Here is a 14,860-nt window from a genome sequence, read left to right as displayed (position 1 = left end):
GGCGACGTGCGTCGTCAACCACAGGACAAGCCCGGACTGCAACCCGAACGAACCGGGCTGTCCTGGGAACGCAGCGCGATCAGCTTCCTTGCCAGCGGCGCGCTCCTGCTGCTCCGACAGAGCGAGCTACCTGCCGTCGGGCGAACGCTCCTGGCCGTCACGGCGGTTCTGCTGGCGTTACTCGTCCTGAAGCTTGAGCGCAGGAGGAGACAGCGGATCAGAGCTATCCGTGTCGTGGCGGGAAAGAACATCGTGTCCAACGCCCGGACCGAGGTGCTCCTGATCGGCTGGGGTACGGCCGGCTTCGCGACGGCCATCGCCGCCCTCGTGCTGTAAACGGCGTCGCTGAGGGAGCGGCGAATCGCTTCGAGCCGCCGCCGGCGTCGGTGATCGACGCGCTACCCGAGGGTCACGTTCGCGCTCAGGCGCGCCGGGCGCGGACCGCCCGCACCACCAGCCAGATCCCCGCCACCAGAGCCACCAGCCCGATCACCAGCCACATAGGGGAACCGGACATGACGCTGCCGCCGAGCAGGTTGGCGCCCTGAAGGGTCCACACCGCGCCGACCAGGACCAGGACGACGCCGAGGGCGGCAATCACGAATCGCATCATCCGATCATGCTCCCGCCCAATGGGTGCCGACAACCTGTCCCGTCATCCTGTCCCGTCATCGCATTGCGGTCCGCAACGCGCCCTATATGGCTTTGGGTGCGATGCCGGTGCCGCGCACAACTGCCCGGCCTGTCCGGTCATGCTCGATCCGCGTGCCTTCCGCATCCCGCCCGGACGATCCCGCCGCACTCGGCGGTGGCTCGCCGCTCGGGCGACCACTCGACCGTGCGCGCCGGCCGCTTGGTTGTCACCGAAATGACGGGATCGACCCACAAGATCAATTACCTGATCGACGCTGCGTGTCACGCCGTGGCCACGCCCGCAGGCCGGCGCCGAACCGGCCGCCTATGAACGGGCTGAGCACCCGCACACACGTCTTCGGCAGGCTGGACGGATCAGTCATGAACCTTCCGATCAGGGTCTTGTTCGTTCCCGGCGGGTTCAGCGGCCGCGACACACTGAACCCGCCAGGCAGACAGGATGATTGCTTCGCAGAATCTGCGCGGACGTGCGCAGCGGAGCACGGCTGTTTCGGCAGAATCAGGACCGGGCCGTGGAAGGGCTGCGCGGGAAACACAGTGGGCACCTGCGGCCCGGCTCGGAGACCAGCGCCGCGCTCAACACAAGTCGACCACATCGGGCGAGGTACCGGCCATCGAGTGTCTTAGCGAGAATCACCTCATCTACTGCGTGATCCCAGCCGTCGGGCGCCGAGATCACTACCGCTGCCGCCGAGTTGCGTGACGGCGATACCGGAAAGGTCGGCCGACCGGGCCACATGGCGAAATCACCTCCTCCATCTACCGTGTCGGTTGCTAATGTCCCGTGGGCGGTGGCTGGGGGCAAGCTCACAGAAGGGTGACGGCTCGGACAATCGGGACGTCCGAAAACTACGGAGCGCGGCTACCCGTCTGGTTTCGGACAACAAATCTGTCCGATACGAGCGCGAGCGGGGTTCGCGGGCAGTTGTGCCTGGAGCGCCGACGTCGCCGCGGACGGGAGTGGGGTGGACCGGGGGGATTCCGTCCGAGTCTGTGCGGCCGACTAAGAAGATCCGCCGACTGTCCCAATCCGCATCTCTCCGGTGTCGAGCCGCATGAGATTGGACGATCGGTGGCAGGTTGCTTCCTAATAGCGAAGCATCCCCACTTGGAGCGGCTCTCGCGGGTATCCCTATTACCAGTCGAGTTCCTGGCGGTCGAGGAAGAACCCGCCGGTCGGGCCGTCTGCGGGGAGGGTGGCCAGCCAGACTGGCGTGTCTGCGCCGTCTTCGACACTGCGAGGCGCGCGGAAGCCGCCGAGATCGGTGCGGACCCAGCCGGATGAGGCGGAGTTGATCAGGATCCGCATCTGATCCAGACCGGTTCTGGGGAGTCCCGCGTTCGCCGGCAGCCTGGCCGAGACGGAGGACCAAGCGTCCGAGATGCCGGTAATGCTCGCCGCCCGATCGACGACCCTCCGTTCAGCCAGGAAGCCAGCAGCTCATGAGGCCGTCGATCCGGTGCTATGGCCGAGCGGGATCGGCGAGGACTCGCTGCCACGCACCACAAGCTCGGGCGGGAGGCGGCGATGGACGTCCCGACCAGAGGGGTGCTGCCGCGCACGCTCCTCGTGCTGCTGTGTGTTGTCGGCTTGTGCGTTGGGTGCACGTCGAGCAGCGCGTCGTCGTCATCGTCGACGACGACGACGACGACGACGACGACGACGACGACGACGACGACGACGACGAGCACCACTTCGTCAGCGTCGGTTGATCCAGCCCGGGCCGACGCGGTGATGAAGGTCGTCAAGGACACCATGGCGGACGCCCATCTGAAGGCCGTGATCGTACGCGTCACGATCGATGACAAGGAGATCGTCACTCAGGCCGTCGGCGATTCGATGCCCGGCGTGCCCGCGACGACGGACATGCACTTCCGCAACGGTGCCGTTGCCATCTCCTATGTCTCCACCGCGCTGCTGCAACTCGTCGACGAGAAGAAGGTGGGCCTTGATGACAAGGTCTCGACGTGGCTGCCTGACATCCCCTACACGGGCAAGGTGACCCTGGGCCAGCTGGCGCAGATGACCTCGGGGTATGTGGATTACGTGACGACTCCCGAGCTGAGCAACGAGCAGTACGCGGATCCGTTCCGGACCATCACCCCCGAGGACCTCATCGCGATCAGCACCAAACACCCGCTCCTCTACGAGCCCGGAACGAACTGGAACTACTCGCACACGAACTACGTCATCCTCGGACTCGCCCTTGAGAAGATCACGGGGCAGAACGTGGCCGCGCTCCTGCAGGAGAAGGTGCTGGGCCCCCTCGGGCTGGACAACACCACCGACCCGGGAACGCCGGCGATCACCGAGCCCGCGCTGCACGCCTACACCTCCGAGCGCCGGCAGGCGCTCAAGATTCCCGCCGGCACACCCTTCTACGAGGAATCGACCTACTGGAACCCGTCGTGGACCATCACCCACGGAGCCATCCAGACCACCAACATCTACGATCTGAACGCCACGGCCGTGGCCATCGGCACGGGCACACTCCTCTCACCGGGGTCCTACCAGAAGATGCTGACCAAGGACCTGATCGGCAAGACCACAACACTGCCCGGATGCGCCACCTGCCTCCCGCAATTCGCGGGCTACACCTATGGGCTCGGGATCATCTCCTCCGGCAACTGGGTGTTGCAGAACCCGCTGTTCTCCGGTGAAGCCGGAGCATTCGCCTACCTGCCCTCGCAGAAGGTTGCCATCGCCGTCGCCGTCACCTTCGACCAGGCCGCTTTCGACCCGACTACGGGCGACTACAAGAACTCTGCCGACGTTCTCTGGAGGAGGATCGCAGCGGCGCTTGTTCCCAGCGACGCCCCACCGATGCCGCCCGGGAGCTAGCGCTGCGTTCTTCAAAGGGCGTACTCAAATTTCCGGCGATAGGTGCGAGGTTTGGGCCGAGCCTCGGCGTCTTCGGGGCTACGCCGAGCTGCCGAGTGGCAGCCGCACCACCAGGATCACTCCAGCGCTGCCCCGACCGCCGTGGGCGGACTGCGGACGAAAAGTGCGCCGGCGACCGCGAGCAGCGACAAACAGGCGGCGACGACGAACGCGGCGTGCACCCCACCAGCGGTCTGCTCGACCACCGAGGCACCCCCGGCGGCGAGCTCGGCCGAGCTCGCGCTGAGCACGCTGACCAGCAGGGCCACTCCGGCCGCGCCCGCGAGCTGCTGGGTGGTCCCGAAGATCGCGCTGCCGTAGGAGTACAGATGCGGCGCCACGGCGCCGAGTCCGGCGGTGAAGAGCGGGGTGAAAACGAACGCCAGCCCGACACTGAGCATCAGGTGGAAGCCCAGTACCAGCATGATCGAGCTGTCGATGCCGAACAGGGTGGTGGACCAAAGCGCCGCACTGGTCGCCACGGTGCCGGGCACGAGGAGGGCCCGCGCGCCGAAGCGGTCGTACAGGCGGCCCACGACCGGCCCGAGCAGGCCCATGACCAGGCCGCCCGGCAGCAGCAGTAGGCCGGTGGACAGCGGCGTGAGCATCAGCACGCTCTGCATGTAGATCGGCAGCAGGACGATGGTGCCGAGCAGCGTCGCCATCATCAGACTCATGATCGCGGTCGCGACGGTGAACGTGCGCGCCTGGAACGTGCGCAGGTCGAGCAGCGCGCGGTCGGTGCGCTGGAGCACGATCTGCCGGGCGACGAAGGCCACCAGCCCGACGACGCCGACGGCGAACGACGCCCACACCGCGACTGGGGAGGTGCTCCCCGATGACTGGCCGATGGTGCTGAGCCCGTAGACGAGACCGCCGAAGCCCAGCGCCGAGAGCACGACCGACGGCACGTCGATCGGCGTTCGACTGGGCTCGCCGATGTCGACGATCCTGCGCAGGCCCAGCACCACGGCGACGAGCGCGATCGGAAGCACGAGCCAGAACATGAACCGCCAGCCGAGCAGGCTCAGCACGACGCCGGAAACGGTGGGCCCGACAGCGGGTGCGACGGAGATGACGATCGAGATGTTGCCCATCACCGCGCCGCGGCGCGCCGACGGCACGAGCGTCATCACGGTGGTCATCAGCAGCGGAAGCATGATCGCGGTGCCGCTGGCCTGCACCACCCGCGCGGCGAGCAGGATCGAGAAGCCCGGCGCCAGCGCGGCAATGAGTGTGCCTGCGGAGAACAGCGCCATGGCGATGCCGTACAGCAGCCGTGTGCGCACCCGGCGGATGAGGAATCCGGTGATCGGGATGACCACGGACATCGTGAGCAGGAAGCCTGCGGTGAGCCACTGTCCCACGCTCGCCTCCACCTGGAGGTCGGTCAAAAGGACCGGCAGGGCCACGCTCATGATCGTCTCGTTGAGGATGACGACGAACGTCGAGACGAGCAGCACCGCGATCACCGTGCGATCGCGTGCAGTCAGTTCTGCGGGCGTATCAGGAGGGGACACTGCGGGGATGACGTCGGAGGTGTTTGTCATTGTCTTCCTCTGCATCGCGGGGCGGCACCTGATCCCGGCCGGCCGGCCCCGATCATCTGGACGCGAATCTACGAGGTAGGACCGACAGAACGCCCTGGATTAAGCGATAGGCCCGCGAGGCCCCGGTCACAGTGGGAGGATCGCGGGCACGCCGAACTCCCCGGCGTCGCTCCACTCAGAGGTCCGAGGTCAGCCGGCCTGAGCGCCCGCCAAGCGGCCGACCAGCTCGAGCACGCCAAGGTGTCGATGACGCAGGACAACTACTTTGGCCGCAAGGTCGCCCGGACGGGCGCGGCGAGCACGTACCGATCAGGCGGATGTGCCTGGCTGATACCGGTGGCGGGTCAGCGCCGTCGGAGGCGGCCGAGGAGTCTCGGACGGGCGGGCCGGACGTGGCCGATCAGCTGGGCGAACCGCCTGCCTGCCTGCCGCGACGAGAGCCATCGCGCTGATCTACGACGTCTGATCCCGACGTCGCGCTGACCTGTTAGGAAGCCCCGCAAACGGCGGTTGACCTGCGAGACCGTCTCTCGACGTCTCGCAGCGTCTACCGCCGTTTTTCGTGCTCGTGTGCACCAGGTGTGCACCAGTGTCCCGGTAGCGGCGGCCGAGCCAAGCCGCGGGGCAGGCGAAACATCCCGTAGGACCAGAGGGCGGGCAGCCCCGCCGGGATACAGGCTCCCCACCTGATGTGCATGGATCGGCGGCCGGCCGGTCGCCGGCCCTGTGGTCCAGGCGGCTGCGCCCCACCTCTTTAGATCTGGTCGGCGCGCACCAGCCCGTCACGAGCGTCTGCACCCACGCTGGTCAGGCTCATCCCACCAGTCCCTCTACCTCTAGCGACGGCTCAACCGAGTCAACGGCTTGCGTTGTAGAAACACTCTAGTTAGTATTGTAGCTATCGGAGTGGTCGTGGTCACCCGCTTCGACTCGCTCCGAACGCATCGCCGCCCCATCGTCGATCATGAAAGGAGTGGCTTGCGATGCTGATGCGCACCGACCCGTTCCGTGAGCTGGACCGCCTGACCCAGCAGGTCTTCGGCACCACGCCCGGCACCTGGTCCCGGCCCACGATGATGCCGATGGACGCCTACCGCGCCGGGGACGAGTTTGTGGTCGCCTTCGACCTGCCCGGGGTGGACCCGAACGCGATCGAGCTGGACGTCGAGCACAACGTGCTGACCGTCAAGGCCGAGCGACGCCCTGCCTCGACCGGGGAGCACGTGGAGATGCAGGTCGCCGAGCGCCCGCTCGGGGTGTTCTCCCGCCAGCTGTTCCTCGGCGACACCCTCGACACCGATCACATCCACGCCGGCTACGACGCCGGGGTGCTGACCTTGCGGATCCCGATCGCGGAAAAGGCCAAGCCCCGCAAGATCGCCATCAGCGGCAGCAGCGACAGCGACCGCAGGCAGATCGACGCCTGACCCACGCCGACCGGCCCGATCCCGGACCCGCCGGGGGTAGCGACATGACCGAGCATCCCGTCCTCGACCGACCCACAGCATGCCCGCCACCACGCGACCGGCCCGCTGCCACGGCCGAGTTCGTCGACGTCGTGTGCGCCGACGGTGAGCTGCTTCGCGCCGAGTTCGACGCGATCATCGCCGCGAACTTCCCGCCCGAGGCCGGGCAGGCATGCGAGGACCCACCGCGGCGTCCCGCGCCGCCGCTGTGCGACCGGGCCCACCCCGAGCGATCCCGGTCGACCGGCCGCGGTCGGCGGCCGGACCGGACCGCGATCCGAGCGGCCCGGCGACACCGGGCCCGCCAGCGCGGCCCGCCCCCCAACGGCCGCCGGGAGCAAAACGTCGATCCGGGCAGGAGGTGAGAGATCGAACCATCTACTGGCCCAACAATGAAACGGCTGCCGCTCGCCACCACAATTGCCCGACCACCGGGCCGAGGCCGCACCTGCCTGTCAGGTCGCCCGCCCCCCGCGTCCGCATGGCGCCCACCAGAAGGTGACCGGCGACAGCCAGCCCTCAACGCGTCCCTCCGTTGAACCCCCACTCCCGGCGGACACGGCAGGAGTCCCACCCCCGCCGCCAGCCCGCACACCATGGCCCCACCGGCTCACCCCTCGGCCGGCGGGGCCATGGACACGTCACTTCCAGAACCCGGGCCAAGCTTGGCCTCCAGTCCGGCGATCCCACGCCCGCGCCGCGTCGAGAGCTCACGGGCGGCACGATCCCGCGCTGAAGACCCACCCGCGGCGGCGCGATGCACACGGGGCCGGCAGCTCCGCCCCGTCGCCAAGTGGCTGCCCATGCGTTGGTTGGGCAGCCACGCGGCCGGGCAGGCCTGCGACTACTCGAGACCACAGGAGGCCCACATGTCCGAGGCTGGAGGCACCATGGACGTCGTCGACGAGCTGATGACGGACCATCGCGAGGCTCTCGCGCTGCTCGAGCAGATCCCCCACAGCAGCGACCCACGCGAGCGCCGTGACCTCGCCGACACCGTGATCGCCGAGGTCGTGCGCCACGCGGTGGCGGAGGAGATGTACGTCTATCCCGCGATGCGCGATCGCCTCGAGCACGGCGGCGAGACGGTCGAGGAGGACGTGCGCGAGCACACCCAGCTCGAGGAGATCATGAAGCAGCTCGAGGCGGTCGAGCCCACGGAACCGCGGTTCGACACCCTCATCGCGGACATGACCTCGGCGCTGCGGCATCACGCCACGGCCGAGGAGTCCGAGCAGTTCCCGAAGCTGCGGGAACGGGTGCCAAGCCAGACCCTGATCGAACTGCGCGAGAAGGTCGACGCGGCCAAGCGGATCGCGCCGACCCGGCCGCACCCGGCCGCACCCAACGCCGAGCTGTTCCACAAGCTGGTTGGACCGGGCGTCGGAATGGTGGACCGGCTCCGCGACCGGCTCACCCAACGGCAGACCGGCTGAGCGCTCGGCCGCAGTGGGGGCACCGCAGCGCCCTGGGCAGCTCCTGGTCCGGTGTGGCGGGGGGCTCGAAGGAGAACCGACCACTCCAGGGCCGCCCTGCCCGCTGCTCGACGTGGGTTCGCTGTCGTCGTGCCGGCCGGGCACGATCTTGCGGTGGTCAGCTGGTGGGGCGGCCGGCGCCCAGCAGATCGGCGCGGTTGTTCATAGTCGCGGGCCGCGCGGGAGACGTCGGGGTCGGCGCCGGAGAGGCGGTCGCGGATCTCCTCGAGGGCCATCGTTTCGCAGCCGGGCCAGGGTTCCGTCCTCGCGTAGCGCCCGGATCTTGTTGCCTACTCATCAATACCGCGGCCTGGGCCTGACGACGCGGCCCCGAGGACCAAACCGGTCATCGGGGCCAACCCCTGGGGCTGACCGAACATGCCGCGCAAGCATGCGCGGTTGGCTGCCGCCATGTGTTGGCTTCGCCCTCACGTCCGCCGTCCCACACCGGTCCTGAACTCCCGCAGGCGCAGCGGGCGACCGGCGCGCCGGGTGAGTGGGGGTGTGTCCATGTCCGCCCCTCGCGCAGCCCGTCCATGAACGCTCGGAGCGCATCGAGCGAGCTGTGCCGCGGTGCCCATCCGAGTTCAGTGCGGGCCCGGCTGGCGTCCATGATCGGCAGCCGAAAGACGGCGTCGAACAGGTGGGGTGACGCGGAATGAGGTGCAGGTGCCAGGCCGTGCTCAGCGCTGCCCGCAGCGCATCGACAGGCACCCGCAGCGTCTTGGCCCGCAGCAGGACGGCCAGTTGCGCGGCGTCGATCACGGGGTCGGCGGCGAGGTTGAATGCGCCGCGGGCGTCGTGCGTGACCGCCAACCGGTATGCCTCTGCCGCATCGGTGGAGTGCAGCGCCTGGAAGCGCAGCCCGGGCAGGTCGGGCACCACCGGGACGAAACCCGGTCGCGCGATTCGTCCCGGAACAGCGGACCCGCGAACAGCCGCCGCTGCTCGGCCGCCGACTCGCGCTTGAAGATGAACCCCGGCCGCAGCCGAACCACCCTCGTCTCCGGATGTTCCCGTTCAAAGGTGTCGAGGATTCGCTCGAGGTACGCCTTCTCCCGGGTGTACGCCGCACGGGCAAGCCGTGGGTCGGCCAGCTCTCGTCGACCGCCCGGTCCTTCGGGGCCGTCACCCAGAGAGTCGGCATGCTGGGCTTCAGCGAGGTCGACTGGCACCGATTCGGAACGTGGACGACGCGAGCGTCCACGACGGGGCGGACGATCGCGGCCCGTCGTCGTCGCCGTGTCCGTTCCGGCGGCGCGATCGCCGCGGTTTGATCATTGCTTCTGGCGCCGGGCTGGAAGCGCGAGATCCTGCTCACTCGGTGCCGAAGTCCTCGGGGGTCGCGTCGTCGAGGAACCGGCGGAACTCCTCGAGCTCCGCGTCGATCATTTGGAGGTCGTCCAACGCGGCCTGTTCGAGCACGACGTCAGAGGCATGGACCGGCACACCCAGGTGCATGGCCAGCGCCACGGCATCACTGACTCGGGCCGACACCCGCACGTCGGGCCCGATGACTAGTTCAGCGTGGAAGACGCCGTCTCGGACCATGGTCACGCACACCCGCTGCAGGCGATGTCCGCAGGAGCTGATGACCTGACCGATCAACTGGTGGGTCGTCGGGCGAGGCGTGGGGAGGTGTCGGCGTTCGAGTTCGATGGCGTTAGCCTCCGCGGGCCCCACCCATACCGGCAACACTCGATGCCGCGGGGCGGTTTCCTGCAGCAGCAGCACCGGCGCGGCCATGCGGGGATCGACAGCGATAGCGACGACGCGCATCTCGGCCATGACCGGTTCCTCTTCTTCATGAGCGGCTCGCCTCGCCCGGGTCGGGTGGCGCTCAGCCGGGCCCCGTTGCGGCGGTGCGGACCGGGCGGGCGTGCAGCACTCCGAGCGCGATCACGACGATGGCCAGGCCGAGGCACAGCCGGACGTCGGCCGCGCCAACCGTAACTGATGACCGACAGGTCCGGCTCGAACGGAAAGAAGTCGGGGTCCCGGCCCGCCCGCCGCGTGTACCAGGATCGTCGCCGGCCGCCTCAACGACACCCCCGCGCTCCGCGCCACCGCCGCGCTCGAGGCCGCCTGCCCTTGCGCCCGCCGCTGGCCCGCGCTGCTCCACGAAACGGGATTGTGTGGGCTCACCCCGTCCGCGGACTCCTCGCCGTGGCGGTGCTGCGGGCAGCGTGTCGCGAAGCGTCCGCGCCCAAGCGGCATCGCGAATCGAAGCCCGTCGAGGTCGAGGTCGGGGGCGGATCCGGTGGTGGCAATACCGAGATCGTGCCGGTCGCGATCAGCAGGGGCGCAGATGATTTCTCGCTACCCGCCGAAGATCTTCCCGCCCTGCTCGATGACGGTGATGACGGACAGCACCCCGAACAGCAGGATGGATCAAATCTGGGCGGCGATCCGGTAGGACCGGATCTTCAGCGGCGGGGGCAACGTCCGCCGGTTGAGAACCAGCAGCAGGATCGAGTAGATGAACATCATCCCGCCGCCGACGCAGGCCGAGATCACCAGCAGGACGAGCGGCTGGTCGAGGCCAGCCAGCAGCACGAGGATCCCGATCGCCACCAGGCCCCACACCAGCCCGAAGTAGAGCTTGCTCTCGCTGATCGAGTGTCACTGAGCACCTGAGCCTCGATGTCGAGGAAACCGATGCCGTTCGGGAGGTCCTCGCGCCCGAACACGGTCGACGAGGCGAGCATCGACATGAACGCGATCGTGAACACCGTGATCACCGGGACGGTGAGCATCTGCTCCCAGTTGGCGAACCGCCACCAGCGGCGCCAACGGGAGAGGTTCGCCTCGGTGGGCTCGAACAGCCCCTGTCCCTCGGTCTATTTGGGGATGCCTTCGATGTGACCGATCGGTCTCGCGGTCGTTATGGCACTTACCCAGGCTCGCCTCCCGAATTCACGACGCTTGCCTTCAGGGCCGCCGCTGAACACCACGGATCATGAGGCCTCAGGCCCGTCTCCGGGCTCAGGCAGATCGAGTCCTGCAGCCCCGCACCACGCTCAAGGTCGAAGAGCCGCCATTCTTGATCAACCTTCGGTCAGAGCGAAAAGATCAGAAGAAGATCTTGCAGCAATGGGTTAGCCGGCACCCCGGCGGGTATTTATGCGATGACCGACGAGGAACCGGTCGATCATTTGAGGACGCGGGCCGAAGATCGACACACACACACCTATCTCCCCCGCATCCGAGCCCCAATCGAGGGCACCCCGAGCAAACCCCACCTCAGCGCGACCTGTTGCGCAGAAAAGGACATCATGGCGTTCACCGACATGTCTGACCCGAATACATTGATCGGCGCACCGGTGCACAGCACCGATGGCGAGAAGCTGGGCAGGATCGAGTCGATCTACTATGACAACGAGACGAACCGGCCCGAGTGGGCGGCGACAAGGACCGGCCTTTTCGGCGGCCACGTCGCGCTGGTACCGCTGGGCCAGAGCAGCTGGGACGGCAACGCCCTCACCGTTCCGTTCGACAAGGCCGCGCTGAAAGACGCCCGGCACCACGATCCCGACGCCGCGATCAGTTCCACCGACGAGGAGGAGCTGTACCGCCACTACGGGCTCAGCACCGCCGGAAGTGATCAGCGTGCCGGGACCGCTGCCACCGCCACGCACGGTGAGCACACTGAAGACGCGGGCCGGGACCCGCGGCGCGATCGCGCGGGCGAGCCCGGTATCGAGGGCCGTGACATATCCGGTCCGACGACCGACGACGCGATGACCCGCTCGGAGGAGCAGCTGCACGTCGGCACCGAGCAGCGCGAGTCCGGGCGGGCCCGGCTGCGCAAGCACATCGTCACCGAGCACGTGTCCACCACGGTGCCCGTCTCACACGAAGAAGTCACCATCGAACGTGAGCCGATCACCGACGCCAACCGCGCCGAGGCGATGTCCGGTCCGGACCTGTCCGAGGAGGAGCACGAGGTCACCCTCACCGAGCAGCGGGTCGTGGTCGGCAAGGAGACCGTCCCGGTCGAGCGGGTCCGCCTGGGTACCGAGACCGTCACCGAGCAGCAGCAGGTCGACGAGACCATCCGCAAGGAGCAGATCGAGACCGACGGCATCGAGCCCGGCCTCCATAGGCGGGACGAGGACTGACAAAGCCCAGCCCCGGCCAGCTGCGCAGATCCCCCAGGACAAGATCGGCGAACTGCTTCGCGCACGCGGAGACCGAACCAGGCCCAACAGGCCGACTCGGGTTTGCCCGAGCAGGCCGATGCCGACGAGCCACGCGGGCCTGTGGGGCAGGTTCGGCGTCGACCGCCGGCAACTCCTGGCGAAATGTCCGAAATTCGACGGCACGAGCGGCGGGACGTGGTGGGCGGCGGGAAGCCGCGAGGGGTGCTCCCATCACGTCCCGCCTACTCGTCCGAAACAGCAAGACGATCACGAAGGATGCCCGCATGTCACAGCGCAACACAGTCGTCCGCAGCCTGCACGACCTCGGACTCGCCGCATGGTTCGGCGGCACGCTGGCCGGCGCCGTCGCCGTCAACGGCGCCGCTGCCGAAGTTACCGACCGGAGCCAGCGGTTGCACGTCGCCAACGCGGGATGGGCCCGATGGACACCGGTCAACCTGGCTGCGATCGTCGCGCACCTCCTCGGCGGCGCCGGCCTGCTGCTCGCCAACAAGGGCCGGGTCGCCACCCAGCAAGGCGTTGGCGCCGCCACCGCCGCGAAGGCCGCGCTGACCATCTCAGCGCTCGGTGCTACCGCCTACGGCCGCGCGCTGGGCAAGAAGCTCGAGCAGGCCGACGGCGCTGCGGTCGAGGGCGGCACCGACCCCGCCCCGGAGACCCCTGCCGATGTCGCGGGGGCCCAGCAGCAGCTCAAGGTCACCCAGTGGCTCATTCCCGCTCTCACCGGCGGAATCGCCGTTCTCAACTCCCTGGAGGGAGAGCAGCAACGGCCCAGCCAGCAGCTAATCGCAATCCTGGCCAAGCCCGCGCAGTGGTTCCGTGCAGCTTGACCCTCCGGCCTCGCTCCCGGGTCCGTGCCCTTCGGACCCGAGCAGCTGCAGCAGTTGTGGCGCGGCGCACGGGATGAACCCGCATACCAAACATGAGCCGGCCCGAGGGCCTCGACGAGAGCTTGCTGGCTGCACTCCAGAAATTACCTTGCAGCCCGACCCATCGGAACGACCGACGTCTCCCGTCGGCCCACCAAAATCACCTACCTTAAACGGAGAAGAAAAGGCATGAGTTTCAACGCAGATCCCGGCGCGACCAGGGCTGGCACGGCCGTCAAAGGCGGGCCCGACCACCAAACACCGACCACTGATGAGCGCCGTGACCGCATTCGCTGGGGCCCGGTGTGGGCCGGGGCGCTGACGACGCTGTCAACCTACGTCGTCCTCCAACTGCTGTTCTTCGCCCTCGGATGGCTGGACCTGGGCTTCGCCGGGGGCGGTGACAGCACCGTTCGCGCTGTCGTCAGCGGCGTGCTCGGCCTCGTCGCATTCTTCCTGGGCGGCGCCGCAGCGGGCTCCTCATCCCTGTGGCACCGCGCAAACGACGGAATGGTCAACGGAGTGGTCAGCTGGGCGGTCACCGTAACGGGCCTGCTGGCGCTCGCGCTGATCGGCGGTGGCGCGCTGCTCGGGTCGCTCGCCGACGTCGCGTCGCAGTTCGTCAACCTGCGCAACGCCGGCGCCGGCGTCGACGCCGCGAGGGCCGCCGAGACCGCCCGGGACACCGCCGGCTGGGCCGCGCTCGGTCTGGGCCTGTCGATGGTCGCGAGCGCCGTCGGCGGCTCAATTGGCGCCAAGCTCTGGCCCGGACGCGGACAACGCGACTCCGACCGCCGCTGACGGACCTCCCGGCGCAACCTGTCGACGCGAGCAGCCAATTTCGGGCCCCGGCTTTCAGTAGGAGGCTGATCTTGGTCGGCGCGCGGTGGCGGGGCTGGTCATCTCGCTGTCGGCGAAGGGCCTGACTACCGGCGAGGTGCAGGCCCACCTGGCCGAGGTCTACGGCGCCGAGGTATCCCGCCAGACCATCTCCACCATCACCGACAAGGTCCTCGACGGGATGGCCGAGTGGCAGAACCGGCCCCTCGACGCGGTCTATCCGGTGATCTTCATCGACGCGATCAACGTGAAGATCCGGGCTCTGGCGCAGTCGATTGGGAGAACATTGATCAGGACAAGGGACTTGTTCATCGACAACAAGATCATCCGAGTCAAGGGCAAGGGCCTACTGCGTGACACAGGACAACTACCTCGGCCGCCGGCTGACGAGCCGCCGCACGGCGGTGCCCTGCAGGTTGCAGTCGGCGAGGTCGCCATGCATAAGTGATGGATAGGTGATGTGTCGATCTTGATGGAGAACCTCGACACAGCCCCTGACCTGGGGTTTTGCTCCTCCGACTGGACTCGAACCAGTAACCCTGCGATTAACAGTCGCATGCTCTGCCGATTGAGCTACGGAGGACCGTCAAGCTGCGGGCTCGTGTCCCGTCGGCGAGAACCAGGTTAGCGCAAGCCGCCTCCGCCTCCGCGCTCGGGGGGTCGGCCGGCGGGTCAGCGCACCGGGCCGCCGGCTCCCGTGTCGGCGGTGTGCTTGCCGCCGTTCATAGTCTCCTCCACCCGCGCCCGCACGACGCCTGCGGCGCCCTGCACGGCTGGGTGGTCGGCGACGCGCTGATAGGTGCGGTAGAGCTGCTCGTAGCGCTCGCGGCCTGCCTTGGCGCCCAGCACGTACCCGACGGCGGCGCCCAACAGGAACTTCAGCATGTCTTCTCCCGGCTCGTCGTCACCTGACCCGCCCGATCCTGCCCCAGCCCGGGCAACTGCGTGGCCGGGGTACCCGC

General features: G+C 68.2%; 13 protein-coding genes, 1 tRNA gene and 2 pseudogenes. 9 read left to right on the top strand and 7 right to left on the bottom strand.

Features of this window, described 5'->3' with window-relative positions; genetic code table 11:
• The first annotated feature begins 6 nt into the window (after nucleotides 1-6).
• Nucleotides 7-336 (top strand): DUF202 domain-containing protein, encoded by a 330-nt coding sequence (locus ABD143_RS37250; protein ID WP_343988249.1) that lies wholly within the window; start codon nucleotides 7-9, stop codon nucleotides 334-336.
• A gap of 85 nt (nucleotides 337-421) precedes the next feature.
• Here ABD143_RS37250 and ABD143_RS37245 read toward each other — a convergent pair whose 3' ends face one another.
• Nucleotides 422-613 carry a hypothetical protein gene (locus tag ABD143_RS37245; RefSeq protein WP_343988246.1) on the bottom strand — a complete coding sequence of 64 codons (192 nt, stop codon included), beginning with the start codon at nucleotides 611-613 and terminating at the stop codon, nucleotides 422-424.
• 1,176 nt (nucleotides 614-1,789) lie between these two features.
• Complete coding sequence (locus ABD143_RS37240) at nucleotides 1,790-1,963, bottom strand: Rossmann-fold NAD(P)-binding domain-containing protein (protein ID WP_343988243.1); 174 nt, start codon at nucleotides 1,961-1,963, stop codon at nucleotides 1,790-1,792.
• 426 nt (nucleotides 1,964-2,389) lie between these two features.
• Here ABD143_RS37240 and ABD143_RS37235 point away from each other — a divergent pair, with 426 nt between their 5' ends.
• Nucleotides 2,390-3,496, top strand: a complete 1,107-nt coding sequence (locus ABD143_RS37235) for a serine hydrolase domain-containing protein (RefSeq protein ID WP_343988240.1) — start codon at nucleotides 2,390-2,392, stop codon at nucleotides 3,494-3,496.
• Nucleotides 3,497-3,612: 116 nt separating this feature from the next.
• Here ABD143_RS37235 and ABD143_RS37230 read toward each other — a convergent pair whose 3' ends face one another.
• Nucleotides 3,613-5,085 carry a DHA2 family efflux MFS transporter permease subunit gene (locus ABD143_RS37230; RefSeq protein WP_343988237.1) on the bottom strand — a complete coding sequence of 491 codons (1,473 nt, stop codon included), beginning with the start codon at nucleotides 5,083-5,085 and terminating at the stop codon, nucleotides 3,613-3,615.
• A 983-nt stretch (nucleotides 5,086-6,068) separates the two neighbouring features.
• On the opposite strand from ABD143_RS37230, the gene ABD143_RS37225 reads away from it, so the two are divergent.
• From ABD143_RS37225 to ABD143_RS37215, 3 genes are all read left to right on the top strand, one after another.
• Nucleotides 6,069-6,512: an Hsp20/alpha crystallin family protein gene (locus tag ABD143_RS37225; RefSeq protein ID WP_343988235.1), complete on the top strand. Its 444-nt coding sequence runs from the start codon at nucleotides 6,069-6,071 to the stop codon at nucleotides 6,510-6,512.
• A gap of 44 nt (nucleotides 6,513-6,556) precedes the next feature.
• On the top strand, nucleotides 6,557-6,916 hold the full coding sequence (locus ABD143_RS37220) for a hypothetical protein (protein ID WP_343988233.1): 360 nt from the start codon (nucleotides 6,557-6,559) through the stop codon (nucleotides 6,914-6,916).
• Nucleotides 6,917-7,420: 504 nt separating this feature from the next.
• A complete protein-coding gene (locus ABD143_RS37215) occupies nucleotides 7,421-7,987 on the top strand; it encodes a hemerythrin domain-containing protein (RefSeq protein WP_343988231.1) in 567 nt (188 codons plus the stop codon).
• A gap of 1,356 nt (nucleotides 7,988-9,343) precedes the next feature.
• Here ABD143_RS37215 and ABD143_RS37205 read toward each other — a convergent pair.
• On the bottom strand, nucleotides 9,344-9,814 hold the full coding sequence (locus ABD143_RS37205; protein ID WP_343988229.1) for a bifunctional nuclease family protein: 471 nt from the start codon (nucleotides 9,812-9,814) through the stop codon (nucleotides 9,344-9,346).
• A gap of 603 nt (nucleotides 9,815-10,417) precedes the next feature.
• Nucleotides 10,418-10,851 (bottom strand): annotated as a pseudogene (locus ABD143_RS37200) (Nramp family divalent metal transporter).
• 465 nt (nucleotides 10,852-11,316) lie between these two features.
• Between ABD143_RS37200 and ABD143_RS37195 the strand changes: the two are divergent.
• The 4 genes and pseudogenes from ABD143_RS37195 to ABD143_RS38445 all read left to right on the top strand — a co-directional run.
• The gene (locus tag ABD143_RS37195) at nucleotides 11,317-12,147 is read left to right on the top strand and encodes a DUF2382 domain-containing protein (protein ID WP_343988227.1); all 831 of its coding nucleotides are present in this window, start codon (nucleotides 11,317-11,319) and stop codon (nucleotides 12,145-12,147) included.
• Nucleotides 12,148-12,452: 305 nt separating this feature from the next.
• Nucleotides 12,453-13,019: a hypothetical protein gene (locus ABD143_RS37190; protein ID WP_343988225.1), complete on the top strand. Its 567-nt coding sequence runs from the start codon at nucleotides 12,453-12,455 to the stop codon at nucleotides 13,017-13,019.
• A gap of 228 nt (nucleotides 13,020-13,247) precedes the next feature.
• A complete protein-coding gene (locus ABD143_RS37185; protein ID WP_343988222.1) occupies nucleotides 13,248-13,859 on the top strand; it encodes a hypothetical protein in 612 nt (203 codons plus the stop codon).
• 85 nt (nucleotides 13,860-13,944) lie between these two features.
• Nucleotides 13,945-14,205 (top strand): annotated as a pseudogene (locus ABD143_RS38445) (transposase); the annotation flags it as partial.
• 203 nt (nucleotides 14,206-14,408) lie between these two features.
• Here ABD143_RS38445 and ABD143_RS37175 read toward each other — a convergent pair.
• Together ABD143_RS37175 and ABD143_RS37170 are read right to left on the bottom strand one after the other, a co-directional pair.
• A tRNA-Asn gene (locus ABD143_RS37175) sits at nucleotides 14,409-14,481 on the bottom strand.
• Nucleotides 14,482-14,570: 89 nt separating this feature from the next.
• Entirely contained in the window at nucleotides 14,571-14,783 is a 213-nt protein-coding gene (locus ABD143_RS37170) for a hypothetical protein (RefSeq protein WP_343988216.1), read from the bottom strand.
• Between the last annotated feature and the right edge of the window lie 77 nt (nucleotides 14,784-14,860).

Source organism: Pseudonocardia aurantiaca (assembly GCF_039526725.1).
Lineage (GTDB): Bacteria > Actinomycetota > Actinomycetes > Mycobacteriales > Pseudonocardiaceae > Pseudonocardia > Pseudonocardia aurantiaca.
This window is presented reverse-complemented; position numbering and strand designations above follow the sequence as displayed.